This window comes from Streptomyces sp. NRRL S-87, from assembly GCF_000719335.1.
In the GTDB taxonomy this organism is placed as follows: domain Bacteria; phylum Actinomycetota; class Actinomycetes; order Streptomycetales; family Streptomycetaceae; genus Streptomyces.
Map to the genome: position 1 here is coordinate 26,925 of NZ_JOGB01000061.1, position 14,726 is coordinate 41,650.

Sequence of the window (14,726 nt, forward strand, 5' to 3'; positions counted from 1 at the left end):
GCGCGCCACCGCTCACCGGGAGGGACCCCCATGGACATCAAGGACACCGCCGAGGCCTGGCCGGTCCGCGAGCGCCGCACCCCGTTCCGGGGCGCCAAGACCAGCGTCAGCTCCGACGACGTGGTCATGCCCGACGGCTCCGTCGCGCGCCGCGACTACCAGGTGCACCCGGGTTCCGTCTGCGTCCTCGCGCTGGACGGCGAGGGCCGGGTCCTGGTGCTGCGCCAGTACCGGCACCCGGTGCGGCAGAAGCTGTGGGAGCTGCCGGCCGGGCTGCTCGACGTACCCGGTGAGAACCCGCTGCACGCCGCCCAGCGGGAGCTGTACGAAGAGGCGCACGCCAAGGCCGAGGACTGGCGGGTGCTGATCGACCTGTACGCCACCCCCGGCGGCTCCGACGAGGCGATCCGGATCTTCCTCGCGCGGGACCTCTCGGAGGCGGAGGGCGAGCGCTTCGAGGTCTCCGAGGAGGAGGCCGACATGGAGTTCGCGCGGGTGCCCCTGGCCGAGTTGGTCCGGGGGGTGCTGGCGGGTGAGCTGCACAACGTCGCGCTCGTGACCGGTGTCCTCGCGCTGTCCGCCGTGCTCGCGGGCGACGGGGTCGAGTCCCTCCGTCCGGCACTCGCACCGTGGCCGGCGAGGCCGTACGAGGGTTGAGCCGGGCAGCGGTCGGAGCGGCGCCGCCCCCGACCTCTTGCCCGGTCCCGCTTCACCCCCTGACACGGGCCCGTCCGGCTTCACCCCCGACACGGGCCCGTCCGGCTCACCCCTGACTCGGGCCCGCCCCTCAAGGTCGACATGATCACATCGATGTGATCATTTGCTGATCCGATCGGGCGATTTGTCGGCATCGCCCCCGCCGCGCTCCGCCGGGGCCGTAGCGCTGCGTGAACTACGCTCGGACTCCCCGATCTCGGTCCCGCGCGGGACCCTTGGCGGACGCGCCCGCCACCCCCAGGGGAGAGGAGCGGATCCCGTGACGGACGAGGCGCTGCACACCAACGGCCCTGCGGGCGACGCCCCGGCACCCCGGTTCGTCGGCCGGCGGCGGGAACTGAAGGAGCTGCGCGACGACATCGCGCGCACCGGACTCGACACCCTGTCGGGACGCAAGGCCAAGGCCCCCCGCGCCCGCGTCCTGCTCGTGGCCGGCCGCCCCGGCTCCGGCCGCACCGCCCTCGCCGAGGAGTTCGCCCGGCAGATCGCCGAGGACTACCCCGGCGGCCTGCTGCGCACCCGCCTCACCGCCCCCGGCGGCGAGCGCGTCCCCACCGGGCGCACCGCGCGCGAGCTGCTGGAGGCCCTCGGTGAGACCACCCCGCCCGGCGCGGGGGAGGACGAGCTCACCTCCCTGCTGCGCCAGGCCCTGGCCGGCCGCCGCGCCCTGCTGCTGCTCGACGACGCCGCCGACGCCCACCAGGTCGACCCGCTGCTCCCGGACGATCCCGACTGCCTGGTCGTCGCCACCTCCCAGGGACCCCTGACCGGCATCCCCGACGTCCGCCCGTGCACCCTCGGCGGACTCGACACCCCCGCCGCCGTGGAGCTGCTCACCGCGCGGATCGGCAGCGTCCGGGTCACCGTCGACCCGCGGGCCGCCGAGACCCTCGCCGAGGCGTGCGGGGGCCAGCCCGCCGCGCTGGCCCTGGCCGGCGGCTGGCTCGCCGCCCATCCCAAGGCCGCCGTGGCCGACCTGGCCAAGCAGCTGCACGACACCCCGACCGACCGCGGCCCGGTGGCCCGGGCCTTCCGGCTGCTCTACGAGGCCCTCCCGCAGCCCGCCCAGCGGACCCTGCGGCTGCTGCCGCTGGCCCCCGCCGGGGTGGTCGACGCCCACACCGCCTCCGCCCTGGCCGGCTGCTCGGTCGCCGCCGCCCAGTCCACCCTCGACGACTTCGCCGGGCTGGCCCTGCTGCGCCCGGCCGCCGACGGCCAGTACCTGGTGCCCGGCTGCCTGGCCCCGCTGCTGCGCGGCCTGATGGAGGCCAGGGAGCGCACCGCCGAGCTGCAGCTGGCCCGGGCCCGCATGCTCGAGCGCACCGTGCGGCTGCTGACCTCCTGCCGGACCGTGACCGAACCGGAGGGTTCCCCGGCCCGCGGCAGGCTCGCCGGCCTGCCCCGGGCGCTGCGCTTCGCCGACGCGGAGGCCGCCGCGGCCTGGCTGGAGAGCCGGCTGCCCGTCCTGACCGCGGCCGCCCGCATGGCGGTGGCCGACGGGGAGCTCGACACCCTGGCCCGGCGCCTGGTCGCCGCCCTCGTACGCGCCCTGCTCGCGCACCGCGGCACCGAGGCCGCCGCCCCCGAGCTGTACGGGCTGCACGGCCTGGTCCTCGACGTGGCCGAGCGGCGCGGGCTGCACCGGGAGCGGGCCGCGGCCCTGCTGAACCTGGGTGACCTGGACCACGGCACGGGTCGCACCCGGGAGGCCCTGGACCGCTACCGGGCCGCGCTGGACGCGGGACGGGCGGCGGGGGACCCGTACGCGACCGGCCGCGCGATGGAATCCGTAGGGGGTGCGTACCAGGAACTGGAGGACTGGCACCGGGCCGCCGACTGGTACGGCCGGGCCCTGTCCCAGACCCTCGCGCGCGGGGAGCGGGCGGACGAGGCGCGGCTGTACGGACGGCTGGGCAGCGTGCACACCTACGCCGCCCGCTACGGCGAGGCGCTGCGCTGCTGGCGCGCGGCCGCGGCGGGCTACCGGCGGCTGGCCGATGTCCCCGGCCAGGCGCGGGCCTTGAGCGAGATGGCGCGGGTCCAGGAGTACGCCGGCCGCCCCGAGGAGTCGCTGCACACCTGCCGCGCGGCGGTCGACCTCGCGCGCCGGGCCGGCGACCAGCGGCTGCAGGCCGCCCTCCAGGTGAGGATGGCCGACACCCTCGACCGGCTCGGTGATCCGGCGGCCGCCCGGCTGCACCGGGCGACAGCCGACAGACTGCTGGGAGAAGACCCCGCGGCCTACGAAATCCGCAGTGGTTCCGGCTGAGATATTTGCTTTGTAAGGCTAGACAGCGCCTCATCCTTCATTAGACTGGCTCTGCCGCGTTCTTCCGCGGTGCATCCCGTGCGCACTCTTTTTGCCGGGTATGTATGGATTGCCCCCGTTTTATCCCCTGAGTCAAGGACCGTGATCGACGATGAAGGTCGGCATCCCCCGCGAGGTCAAGAACAACGAGTTCCGCGTGGCCATCACCCCCGCCGGTGTCCACGAGCTCGTCCGCAACGGCCACCAGGTCTTCGTCGAGCAGAACGCCGGAGTCGGCTCCTCGATCACGGACGCTGAGTACGTCGCCGCCGGCGCCGAGATCCTCCCTTCCGCGGACGAGGTCTGGGCCACCGCCGACCTGCTGCTGAAGGTCAAGGAGCCCATCGCGGAGGAGTACCACCGCCTCCGCAAGGACCAGACCCTCTTCACCTACCTGCACCTGGCCGCCTCCAAGGAGTGCACCGACGCGCTCCTGGAGTCCGGCACCACCGCCATCGCCTACGAGACGGTCGAGCTCGCCAACCGCGCGCTCCCGCTGCTCGCCCCGATGTCCGAGGTCGCGGGCCGGCTGGCCCCGCAGGTCGGCGCCTACCACCTGATGCGCTCGGTCGGCGGCCGCGGCATCCTGCCCGGCGGTGTCCCGGGCACCCAGGCCGCCAAGGCCGTCGTCATCGGCGGTGGCGTCTCCGGCTGGAACGCCGCGCAGATCGCCATCGGCATGGGCTTCCACGTGACCCTGCTCGACCGCGACATCAACAAGCTGCGCGAGGCCGACAAGATCTTCGGCACGAAGATCCAGACGATCGTCTCCAACGCCTTCGAGCTGGAGAAGGCCGTCCTCGAGGCCGACCTCGTCATCGGTGCCGTGCTGATCCCGGGTGCGAAGGCCCCGAAGCTGGTCACCAACGAGCTCGTCTCCCGGATGAAGCCCGGAAGTGTCCTTGTCGACATTGCGATCGACCAGGGCGGCTGCTTCGAGGACTCCCGTCCGACCACCCACGCCGAGCCGACCTTCGAGGTCCACAACTCGGTCTTCTACTGCGTCGCCAACATGCCGGGCGCGGTGCCGAACACCTCCACCTACGCCCTCACCAACGCCACGCTGCCCTACATCGTGTCGCTGGCGAACAACGGCTGGGTCGAGGCGCTGCGCCGCGACGCCGCCCTGGCGCTGGGCCTCAACACCCATGACGGCCAGGTCGTTTACGGCCCGGTCGCCGAGGCGCACGGCTACGAGCACGTGGAGCTGGACGCCCTCATCGGCTGAGTTTCCGCACCCCGCGTCAACCGTTTGACGCCAATCTCACGCGTCCGGCCGGACCTTGCCCGCAAGGTCCGGCCGGACGCGTTTGGGACCGCCGGAGGACGGGGTACCTCCCGCCCGCACGGGTTGCTGAGAGTGATCTTCAACTCACGCTCAACTCGCCTCGAACGTAACCCTTTAACCGTTTCGCACACCCGCGAAACTTCACAGTGACAGCCCGTACGCCCTTGACAGAGTGGTGTTCGGATGCCGACACATCGTGCCGCGTCCGGCCGATTGTGTTGCTGCGGACCGGTGACACGCCATAGAGTCGCCAACCGTCGGCATGGTGCCACGCTGACCTATCGATAAGTTTCCTGGTCACGTCCGAGGAGGTAAGACGACTTGTGAATGAGTCGACATTTACTCCTGGGGGTGGTCAAGCAGAGCAGTCTGCGCGGGGCCAAGGTCCTGCCGGGCTCGAGGCTGTCGGCTCCGTCGCGGTCCGCACCTTCGCAAACCACCAGCACATGACGACGCCCCAGAAGAGCATGGACGGCCTAGACGTGAACTCCAAGGCCGGCGACCTGAGCGGCCGCGAGCCCACCGGTTTCGCCGACTACGACGAGGTGCCCGAGGGGCACTTCTACGACCCCGACGCCGAGTACGAGCCCGACCCCGAGTACGCGGCCACCCTCGCACCGGACGCTGCGAGACAGCGCCGCGAGCGGATCGGCCCGACCGGACGGCCGCTGCCGTACTTCCCGATCCCGGGTCCCCTGACCGACCACGGTCCCGCGAAGATCATCGCGATGTGCAACCAGAAGGGCGGCGTCGGCAAGACCACGTCGACCATCAACCTGGGTGCCGCGCTCGCCGAGTACGGGCGGCGCGTGCTGCTCGTCGACTTCGACCCGCAGGGCGCCCTGTCGGTCGGCCTCGGCGTGAACCCGATGGAGCTGGACCTCACCGTCTACAACCTGCTCATGGAGCGGGGCATGTCGGCGGACGAGGTGCTCCTGAAGACCGCGGTCCCCAACATGGACCTGCTGCCCAGCAATATCGATTTGTCTGCCGCCGAAGTGCAGTTGGTGAGCGAGGTGGCGCGCGAGTCGACGCTGCAGCGCGCGCTGAAGCCGCTGATGGACGACTACGACTACATCGTGATCGACTGCCAGCCCTCGCTCGGCCTGCTGACCGTGAACGCCCTGACGGCCGCTCACAAGGTCATCGTGCCGCTGGAGTGCGAGTTCTTCGCGCTGCGCGGTGTCGCGCTGCTGACGGAGACGATCGAGAAGGTCCAGGAGCGGCTCAACCCCGAGCTGGAGCTCGACGGCATCCTCGCCACCATGTACGACTCCCGTACCGTGCACAGCCGCGAGGTGCTCGCGCGCGTCGTCGAGGCCTTCGACGACCACGTCTACCACACGGTCATCGGACGGACCGTGCGCTTCCCGGAGACCACGGTCGCCGGCGAGCCGATCACGACGTACGCCTCCAACTCCGTCGGCGCCGCCGCGTATCGCCAGCTCGCCAGGGAGGTGCTCGCCCGGTGTCACGCCGAGTGAGTCTGCCCGGAGCCGACGAACTCTTCCGTACGACAGGGGGGATGGCGCTGCAGGCGTCCTCGCCCCGGCGCCAGGCGGACCCCGTGCACGAGGACGCCGCCGCGGACGACGCGGCGGAGGGGCGTGCGCGGGAGGGCGAGACCGCGGTGACCGCGGCGGTCGAAGCCGTGGTGACACCGCAGCGGCGATCGCAGGAAGGTTCTGCCACCCCGGCCGCGGCCTCCTCGGGCTCGTCCCGGCGCAAGGGGGGCAGCCGCAGCCGCCGCCCCAGCGGGCGCGAGCGGCACGACGAGAAGATCACGGTCTACGTCTCCGCCGAGGAGCTGATGGACCTGGAGCACGCCCGCCTGGTGCTCCGCGGGGAGCACGGGCTGGCCGTGGACCGCGGCCGCATCGTCCGCGAGGCGGTGGCGGTGGTCCTGGCCGACCTCGAGTCGCGGGGCGACGCGAGCATCCTGGTCCGCCGCCTCAGAGGGCGCTGACCCTCCCCACAACCCCCGAGGGTGCACCGCCCGGGGCGCCGGGCCGCGGTGCGGGGCCGCACGAGCGGCCGGGCCGGTAGCCTGCCCGCTGACGCCCGAGCCCCCGGTACCCTGCTCCTCGCCCCTGGACCGCCATGCCCCCGACCGACCCCGTACCGCCCGCCCGCGGCCCGCGACGCCCGCTCGGCCGCGGCCCGGGAGCAGCGCCGGCACCGGCGGCGACTGCGGCGACGCCACCGGCGCCGGGCCCCCGCGAGCGGGAGGAGCTGCCGGTGCCCCCGGGGGCCACCGATCCCGACGGGGCCGAGGTGCGGGTGGAGGCGCCTGAGGGCGCCGTGGAGCGCCTGGCGGCCCCCGGGGGCACCGGGGCGCCGGTCGCGCCGCAGCGGGCCGTCAGCGGGCCCGCAGGGGCCGTAGCGGCCGCTGGGGCCGCAGGGGCCGCAGAGGGTGTCGGGGAGGCCGAGGAGCCCGGTGCCGAACGCGGTTCGGACACGGGAGCGGGCACCGGGGTAGGCACTGGTGCAGGCACCGGAGCGGGAGCCGCGGCGGCCGACGGCACGGGCGACGGTCGGTTCACCGTGCGGCTCGCGAACTTCGAGGGGCCCTTCGACCTCCTCCTCCAGCTCATCGCCCGCCACAAGATGGACGTCACCGAGGTCGCCCTGTCGAAGGTGACCGACGAGTTCATGGCCCACATCCGCGCCATGGGCACCGACTGGGACCTCGACCAGACCACCGAGTTCCTCGTCGTCGCCGCCACCCTCCTGGACCTCAAGGCGGCCCGGCTGCTGCCCGCGGCCGAGGTCGAGGACGAGGCCGACCTGGCCCTGCTCGAAGCGCGGGACCTGCTCTTCGCGCGCCTGCTGCAGTACCGCGCGTACAAGCAGATCGCCGACATCTTCGAGCGCCGCGCCGAGGCCGAGGGCCGGCGCTACCCGCGCACCGTCGGCCTGGAGGAGCAGCACGCGGAACTGCTTCCCGAGGTCGTCATCAGCATCGGCGCGGAGGGCTTCGCCAGGTTGGCCGTCAAGGCCATGCAGCCCAAGGCCAAGCCCCAGGTGTACGTCGACCACATCCACGCCCCGCTGGTCAGCGTCCGCGAACAGGGCGCGTTCCTCGTGGCCCGGCTGCGGGAACTCGGCTCGGCCGGCTTCCGCGAGCTCACCGCCGACGCCCCCGACACCCTGACGGTCGTCGCCCGGTTCCTGGCCCTGCTGGAGCTGTACCGCGAGAAGGCCGTGGCCCTGGACCAGGACGAGGCCCTCGGCGAGCTCACCGTGCGCTGGACCGGCGAGGGCGCGGGCGTGCCCGTGATGACCGACGAGTTCGACCAGGCCGACCGGCCGCAGGAGGAGGCCACCCGATGAGCGTCGCGGAACTGGAGCTGAAGCCGGCCCTGGAGGCCGTACTGATGGTCGTGGACGAACCCGCAACCGAGGCGCACCTGGCCAAGGTGCTCGACCGGCCGGTGCGCGAGGTGGCGCTCGCGCTGCGCGAGCTGGCCGACGAGTACACCGCCCAGCGGCGCGGCTTCGAGCTGCGCGTGGTGGCCGGCGGCTGGCGCTTCTACACCCGGCCGGAGTACGCCGCAGCCGTGGAGGGGTTCGTACTGGACGGCCAGCAGGCCCGGCTCACCCAGGCGGCGCTGGAGACGCTCGCCGTCGTCGCGTACCGCCAGCCGGTGAGCCGTTCGCGCGTCTCGGCCGTGCGCGGCGTGAACTGTGACGGGGTCATGCGCACCCTCCTCCAGCGCGGTCTGGTCGAGGAGGCGGGCACGGAACCCGAAACAGGTGCGATCCTGTACAGGACGACGAACTACTTCTTGGAGCGGATGGGCCTGCGCGGCCTGGACGAGCTCCCGGAGCTCGCGCCCTTCCTCCCGGAGGCGGAGGCGATCGAGGCGGAGACGCAGGAAGGTGTCCCGTCGTTCGATCCGGACGCTCCGGACACAGACGAAGACGACAAGACGACGGACATTTGATGCGAAGCAGCGGCGGCAACGGCGGCAACAGGAACAGCGGCGGCGGTGGCGGCGGGCGTGGGAACGCCCGCGGCGGCAGCTCCGGCGGTGGCGGCGGCTACCGCGGTGGCGGCTCTGGCGGTGGCGGCGGCTACCGCGGCGGCTCCGGCGGTGGCAGCGGCTCCGGCCGCGGAGGCTCCGGCGGCGGTTCCCGCGGCGGCAGCTCCGGTGGCGGGTACGGCCGTGGCGGCAGCTCCGGTGGCGGCTCCCGCGGTGGGTCCGGTGGCGGTTACGGCCGCGGTGGCGGCTCCGGCGGCTCCGGCGGCTACCAGGGCGGCTCGGACTCGCGCGACCGCGCGCAGGCGCCCCGCATCCGCAACCCCCGCCCCGAGGAGCGTCGCTACGACGTGGGCCCCGAGGGCGAGCGCAGCGGTCGCAGCGGCCCGAAGGCGGGCGGCGGCGGTGCCCGCGGTGCGGCCGCACGCGGTGGCGCCAAGGGCGGCCCCCGCAGCAGCTCCAAGACCCCCGGCATCGGAGGGGCGGGCGGCCCGCGCAGCGGCCCCGGCAGCCGCAGCGGCCAGTCGCGCCCCCGCGAGCTGGACGCGCGGATCGAGGAGCGCGTGCGCGAGCGGTACGCCGACAAGCCCGTGATCAAGACCCCGAAGACCTTCCCGGGCGCCGAGCAGGAGGGCGAGCGGCTGCAGAAGGTCCTCGCCCGAGCCGGCATGGGTTCGCGGCGCGCGTGCGAGGAGCTCATCGAGCAGGCCCGCGTCGAGGTCAACGGCGAGATCGTCACGGAGCAGGGCAAGCGCGTCCAGCCGAAGGACGAGATCAAGGTCGACGGCCTGACCGTGGCGACCCAGTCGTACCTGTTCTTCGCGCTGAACAAGCCCGCCGGCGTCGTCTCCACCATGGAGGACCCGGACGGCCGCCAGTGCCTCGGCGACTACGTCAACAACCGTGAGACCCGGCTCTTCCACGTCGGCCGGCTCGACACGGAGACCGAGGGCATCATCCTGCTCACCAACCACGGCGAGCTGGCCCACCGCCTGACCCACCCCAAGTACGGCGTGACCAAGACGTACCTGGCCGCCATCACCGGCCCGCTGCCGCGCGAGATCGGCAAGCGGCTGCAGTCCGGCATCCAGCTGGAGGACGGGTACGCGAAGGCCGACCACTTCCGCGTGGTCGACCAGGTCGGCAAGAACTACCTCGTCGAGGTCACCCTGCACGAGGGCCGCAAGCACATCGTCCGCCGGATGCTGGCCGAGGCCGGCTTCCCGGTCGAGAAGCTGGTCCGTACGGCCTTCGGGCCGATCGAGCTGGGCGACCAGAAGTCCGGCTGGCTGCGCCGCCTGACCAACACCGAGGTCGGCATGCTGATGCGCGAGGTCGGTCTGTAGGCCCGCACGGCTCCCGGCGTCCCGGAGGGCCCCCGCACGTGGTGCGGGGGCCCTCCGGCGTACCCGGGCCCTCCGGCGTACCCGGGCCCTCCGGCGTACCCGGGCCCTCCGGCGTACCCGGGCCCTCCGGCGTACCCGGGCCCGCCGGGCCCGGGGCTTGCCGACAGCACGCGACCCTCTTTATAGTCGGTATGACTATTAAGGGGGTCGGTGCCTGTGGACGGTCGTGATGCGGGAGGTCGCGGGGTCGACGGCTACGACCCGGGTGCGTTCGCGCCCTTCGCGGTCACCGTCGACCTGGCCGTGTTCACCGTGCGCGGTGGTCGCCTGCACGTGCTGCTGATCCGGCGCGGCCAGGAGCCGTACGCGGGCGCCTGGGCGCTGCCGGGCGGCTTCGTGCTGCCGGCCGAGTCCGCCGAGACGGCGGCCCGGCGGGAACTCGCGGAGGAGACGGGGTTGCCGGAGGCGCTGGTCGCCGCCCTGCACCTGGAGCAGCTGCGCACGTACAGCGAGCCCGGTCGGGACCCTCGGATGCGGGTGGTGTCGGTCGCGTTCACCGCTCTGGTGCCGGACCTGCCGGAGCCGGCCGCGGGGGGCGGCGGGGACGCGGAGGGGGCCTGCTGGGTGCCGGTGGGCCCCGGGGGCTCCGCGGACCTGCCGGCGGACTCGGTCGGGACTGCCGGGTCGGTGGGGCCGGTCGGTTCGGGCGGCTCCGTCGGTCCGGTGGGTTCGGTCGGCTCCGTCGGTTCGGGTGGTTCGGGTGGTCGGGGCGTCCTCGCCTTCGATCACGAGCGGATCCTCGCCGACGCCCGCGACCGGGTCGGTGCCAAGCTGGAGTACACCTGCCTGGCGACGGCCTTCTGCGGGCCGGAGTTCACGCTGGGGGAGCTCCGGGCGGTGTACGAGACGGTCTGGGGAACACCACTGGACCGGCCCAACTTCCGGCGCAAGGTGCTGGCCACGCCCGGCTTCGTCGAACCGGTCCCGGGCGCCGCCCGCCTGACCGGCGGCCGCGGCAAACCCGCCGCGCTCTACCGGGCCGGGGCGGCCACGTCCCTCCACCCGCCGCTGCTGCGGCCGGCGGGGGCGCGGGGATAGGCCCAGCCCGCCGCCTCTCGACTCCTCCCCGCACTTCTCGGCGCTTCTCGCGTCTCCCGACGCCCCCCGGCCGCCCGACGGCCGCCCGACGACCGCCTCCGCACGACCCCGGCCCGCGCCCGTGCCTGCACCCGCGCGCGCCCGAGCCCGGACCCGAGCCAGAGTCAGAGCCCGGACCCCAGCCAGAGCCCGAAAGGACGACGCCATGACCGCCACCAACGCCGCCGCCACCCCCCGCACCAAGGGTGCGGCGACCGGCTCGCTCATCGGGCTGGCGCTCGGGGACGCGCTCGGGTTCCCGACCGAGTTCAACGACGTGCCCGGCATCCTCGCCAAGTTCGGCCCGTGGCGGGAGCTGGAGCTGCCCGCGCGGGCGACCGTCTCCGACGACACGCAGATGACCCTCGCCCTCGGGCGGGCCCTGCGCACCGCGATGGAGCGCGGGTACCTCGCGCCGCTGCGGCTGGTGCGCCCGCTGCGCGAGGAGTTCGTGGACTGGTACCACTCGCCGGAGAACAACCGCGCCCCGGGGCGGACCTGCATGGTCGCCTGCCAGTTGCTGGACGGCGACCGGGACTGGCGGCAGGCCAGCCAGATCGGCTCCAAGGGCTGCGGTGCCAACATGAGGGTGGCCCCCGTCGGCCTGGCCCCCGGCCTGACGGCGGACCAGCGGGCCGGCGCGGCCCAGCTCCAGTCGGCCCTGACACACGGCCACCCGACCGCGCTGGCGGCCTCGGACCTCACGGCCCGGGCGGTGTTCCTGCTCGCGCAGGGCACCGAGCCGACCGGTCTGGTCGGGCAGTTGCGCTCGTACGCCCTGGACAACCGCACCCGCTACCAGGAGCGGTGGCTCGGCGACCTGTGGACCCGTTCGCACGACGCCTCGCCCGAGTCCTTCATCGCGCGCGGTTGGGACGAGTGCCTGGGCGTGCTCGACCGGCTCGCGGCGGCCCTGCGTGCGCCCTCCCCCGAGACCGACCCGTGCCTGACCACGGGGGAGGGCTGGATCGCCGAGGAGGCGCTGGCCACGGCCCTGCACTGCTTCCTGCTGTTCCCCGAGCAGCCGCTGCTCGCCCTGCGCCGGGCCGCGGTGACCGCCGGCGACTCCGACTCGATCGCCTGCCTCACCGGCGCCTTCGCCGGCGCCCACCTCGGTGCCGAGGCCTGGCCGGCGCAGTGGGAGGAGCGCATCGAGTACCGCGACGAACTCCTGGCCCTCGGCGCCCTCTGGGACGCGTGAGGTGTACGGGGGCGGCGGAGCCGTGCGGAGCCGGCAGGGCCCCGACGGGCTCGGGGCGCGGAGGGAAGGGCCCCGACGGGCTCGGGGCGCGGAGCGGCTGGCATGATCGGCGCGTGCCGGACCTCCTGAACCTCGACCCCGCCCCGCTCGCCCCCGTCGTCGCCGAGGAGCCCCACCCGGTGCTGTTCGCCACGGTCTCCGGGGCGCACCTGTACGGGTTCCCCTCGCGGGACTCTGACGTGGACCTGAGGGGCGTCCACCTGCTGCCGCTGGAGTCCCTGATCGGGCTGCGCGAGCCGGAGGAGACCCGCGGGCGGATGTGGGACCGCGACGGGGTCGAGATGGACCTGGTGACGCACGACCTGCGCAAGTTCGTCCGGCTCATGCTGCGGCGCAACGGCTACGTGCTGGAGCAGTTGCTCTCCCCGCTGGTGGTGCACACCACGCCCGCGCACGCGGAGCTGCGGGAGCTGGTGCCGGGTGTGCTCACCCGCCACCACGCCCACCACTACCGGGGGTTCGCCGGCACGCAGTGGCGGCTGTTCGCGCGCACCGGCGAGCTGAAGCCCCTGCTGTACGCGTTCCGGGCGCTGCTGACGGGGATCCACCTGATGCGCTCCGGCGAGGTGCAGGCGCACCTGCCGACGCTGCTCGGGGAGGTGCCGGAGGCGCCCGCGTACCTGGCCGGCCTGATCGAGGCCAAGGCCGCGGCGGAGCACGGGGCTGCCGAGGGGCTGGACGCCGCGGGGCTCGAGGCGGACGCGGAGGCGCTGCACACCGTGCTGGACGAGGCGCAGGCGGGCAGCGGGCTGCCGACGGAGCCGACCGGGTACGACGCCCTGCACGACCTGGTCGTCCGTATCCGCACGGCGGGCTAGGAGCCTTCCACCGCCCCGGGTGTTCCGCGGCCGAGCTGGTGCCGCGTCGGACCGCGCGGGCGGGGGGCAAGGGCGGGAGCGGGGGCCGGAACGGGGGCGGGCGGGGACGCCCGGGGCGGCGGACAATGGGCCCATGGCCCGCGATCCTGCCCCGGGCGTGCCGGTTTCCGTCCCGGTCGTTCTCGTTTCTGCCGCGGCCGTGCTGGTTCCCGTTCGGGTTGTGCTCGTTCCCGTTCGGGTTGTGCTGGTTTCCGTCCGGGTTGTGGTGATTTTCGCCCGGGCTGTGCTGGCTCCTGTTCGGGCTGTGCCGGTTCCCGCTCCGGCCGTGCTGGTTCCCGCCGGGGCAGCGCTTCCCGCCGGGGCCGAGCGCGTCTTCGGGCCGTGGCGGCCCGGAGGCCCGTCGTGACGCCGCCGGGGGCCGGTGACGTCGACGGGCTCGGCGTGCTCGACGCCACTGCCCAGGCCGCCCTCGTGCGGACGGGGGAGGTCACCGCCCGGGAGCTCGTCGAGGCCGCCGTCGCCCGCGTCGAGGCGCTCAACCCGCGGCTGAACGCCGTCGTCACCGCCACCTACGACCGCGCGCTGGCACAGGTGGCAGCCGGCCTGCCGGACGGCCCGTTCACCGGAGTCCCCTACCTGCTGAAGGACCTCGTCACGGAGCAGGCGGGGGTCCGCTTCTGCGAAGGCTCGGTCTTCCTGCGCGACCACGTCTCGCTCCGCGACCAGCTGCTCGTACGACGGCTGCGCGCGGCGGGCCTGGTGCTGCTGGGGAAGACGAGCACGTCCGAGTTCGGGATGAGCCCGACCTGCGAGTCCGCGCTGTACGGGGCGACCCGCAACCCCTGGGACCCCGCCCGTACCACCGGGGGGTCCAGCGGGGGATCGGCCGCGGCCGTCGCGGCGCGGATGGTGCCGGCCGCCCACGGCAACGACGTCGGCGGCTCGATCCGTTTCCCCGCCTCCTGCTGCGGGGTGTTCGGCCTCAAACCCACCCGCGGCCGGGTGCCGCTGGGCCCGGAGTACGGCGACGCCTTCGGCGGGTGGGCCGTCGAGCACGCCCTGACCCGTTCGGTACGGGACTCCGCCGGGCTCCTCGACGCGGTCGCGGGCCCCGCGCTCGGCGACCCGTACCCCGCTCCGGCCACCGCGGGGACGTTCGCCGAGCAGGTCGAACGCGACCCGGGGCGGTTGCGGATCGCCTTCACCCCGCGCCCGGCGGACGGGCATCCCGTGCACCCCGACTGCGTTGCCGCCCTGGACGACGCCGTCCGACTGCTGTCCGACCAGGGCCACGAGCTCACGGAGGCGGACCTGCCCGGGCTGACGGAGGAGGTCGGTCGGGCGATCGGCACCGTGTACGGGGCCGGGGTGTGCTGGATCGTGGGCTACTGGATCCGGGTACGCGGACGCGAGCCGGGCACGGGGGAGCTGGAGCCGCTGACCCGGGCGTACTGGGACCTCGGACGGGGCGTCACCGGCGGCGACTACCTGCTCGCCGTCACGACCCTGCAGTCCTTCGCCCGTACGGTGGCCCGCTTCCTCACGCGGTTCGACGCCTGGCTCACCCCCACGCTGGCCCAGCCGCCGCTCCTGCTGGGCGAGATGACGTCGACGCCGGACGACCCGCTGCGCGCGGCCCGGCACAGTGCGCCCTTCGTCGCCTTCCCGGCGGTGGTCGCCAACATCACCGGCGCGCCCGCCATGTCCGTACCGCTGTACTGGAGCGCGGCCGGGCTGCCCATCGGCGTGCACTTCCTGGGGAGGGTGGGGGAGGAGGGCACGCTGCTGCGGCTGGCCGGGCAGTTGGAGCGGGTCAGGCCCTGGGAGGGGCGGCGGCCTGGGGTGGGGTGAGGGGAGTGGGTGAGGGG

12 protein-coding genes are annotated in these 14,726 nt (G+C 74.1%); all 12 read left to right on the forward strand.

Annotated elements, in window-relative coordinates; all coding sequences use genetic code 11:
• Positions 1-30: 30 nt before the first annotated feature.
• The 12 genes from IF43_RS0129350 (at position 31) to IF43_RS0129405 (ending at position 14,709) form a co-directional block, all read left to right on the forward strand.
• Positions 31-657, forward strand: coding sequence for an NUDIX hydrolase (locus tag IF43_RS0129350; RefSeq protein ID WP_030207492.1), 627 nt, complete (start codon positions 31-33; stop codon positions 655-657).
• A gap of 319 nt (positions 658-976) precedes the next feature.
• Positions 977-2,986, forward strand: coding sequence for a tetratricopeptide repeat protein (locus IF43_RS0129355; protein ID WP_030207495.1), 2,010 nt, complete (start codon positions 977-979; stop codon positions 2,984-2,986).
• A 151-nt stretch (positions 2,987-3,137) separates the two neighbouring features.
• Positions 3,138-4,253 (forward strand): alanine dehydrogenase, encoded by a 1,116-nt coding sequence (gene ald / locus IF43_RS0129360; protein ID WP_030207499.1) that lies wholly within the window; start codon positions 3,138-3,140, stop codon positions 4,251-4,253.
• A 383-nt stretch (positions 4,254-4,636) separates the two neighbouring features.
• On the forward strand, positions 4,637-5,797 hold the full coding sequence (locus IF43_RS0129365) for a ParA family protein (protein WP_078910553.1): 1,161 nt from the start codon (positions 4,637-4,639) through the stop codon (positions 5,795-5,797).
• Complete coding sequence (locus IF43_RS0129370; protein ID WP_078910554.1) at positions 5,782-6,279, forward strand: hypothetical protein; 498 nt, start codon at positions 5,782-5,784, stop codon at positions 6,277-6,279. Before IF43_RS0129365 ends, IF43_RS0129370 begins: the two co-directional genes overlap by 16 nt.
• A 134-nt stretch (positions 6,280-6,413) precedes the next feature.
• Positions 6,414-7,646, forward strand: a complete 1,233-nt coding sequence (locus IF43_RS0129375) for a ScpA family protein (RefSeq protein WP_030207510.1) — start codon at positions 6,414-6,416, stop codon at positions 7,644-7,646.
• Positions 7,643-8,260 (forward strand): SMC-Scp complex subunit ScpB, encoded by a 618-nt coding sequence (gene scpB, locus IF43_RS0129380; protein ID WP_030207513.1) that lies wholly within the window; start codon positions 7,643-7,645, stop codon positions 8,258-8,260. Before IF43_RS0129375 ends, scpB begins: the two co-directional genes overlap by 4 nt.
• Positions 8,260-9,642, forward strand: coding sequence for a pseudouridine synthase (locus IF43_RS0129385; RefSeq protein ID WP_030207518.1), 1,383 nt, complete (start codon positions 8,260-8,262; stop codon positions 9,640-9,642). Before scpB ends, IF43_RS0129385 begins: the two co-directional genes overlap by 1 nt.
• 216 nt (positions 9,643-9,858) lie before the next feature.
• Positions 9,859-10,740 (forward strand): NUDIX hydrolase, encoded by an 882-nt coding sequence (locus IF43_RS0129390; RefSeq protein WP_030207521.1) that lies wholly within the window; start codon positions 9,859-9,861, stop codon positions 10,738-10,740.
• A gap of 205 nt (positions 10,741-10,945) precedes the next feature.
• The gene (locus tag IF43_RS0129395) at positions 10,946-11,980 is read left to right on the forward strand and encodes an ADP-ribosylglycohydrolase family protein (RefSeq protein ID WP_030207525.1); all 1,035 of its coding nucleotides are present in this window, start codon (positions 10,946-10,948) and stop codon (positions 11,978-11,980) included.
• Between the two features lie 113 nt (positions 11,981-12,093).
• The gene (locus IF43_RS0129400; protein ID WP_030207527.1) at positions 12,094-12,858 is read left to right on the forward strand and encodes a nucleotidyltransferase domain-containing protein; all 765 of its coding nucleotides are present in this window, start codon (positions 12,094-12,096) and stop codon (positions 12,856-12,858) included.
• Positions 12,859-13,260: 402 nt separating this feature from the next.
• Complete coding sequence (locus IF43_RS0129405) at positions 13,261-14,709, forward strand: amidase (RefSeq protein WP_078910555.1); 1,449 nt, start codon at positions 13,261-13,263, stop codon at positions 14,707-14,709.
• The last annotated feature ends 17 nt before the right edge of the window (positions 14,710-14,726 follow it).

Coding starts and splice junctions, on each gene's coding strand:
- IF43_RS0129350 (WP_030207492.1), top strand. CDS start 31: ATGGACATCAAGGACACCGCCGAGGCCTGGCCGGTCCGCGAGCGCCGC.
- ald (WP_030207499.1), top strand. CDS start 3,138: ATGAAGGTCGGCATCCCCCGCGAGGTCAAGAACAACGAGTTCCGCGTG.
- IF43_RS0129375 (WP_030207510.1), top strand. CDS start 6,414: ATGCCCCCGACCGACCCCGTACCGCCCGCCCGCGGCCCGCGACGCCCG.
- scpB (WP_030207513.1), top strand. CDS start 7,643: ATGAGCGTCGCGGAACTGGAGCTGAAGCCGGCCCTGGAGGCCGTACTG.
- IF43_RS0129385 (WP_030207518.1), top strand. CDS start 8,260: ATGCGAAGCAGCGGCGGCAACGGCGGCAACAGGAACAGCGGCGGCGGT.
- IF43_RS0129395 (WP_030207525.1), top strand. CDS start 10,946: ATGACCGCCACCAACGCCGCCGCCACCCCCCGCACCAAGGGTGCGGCG.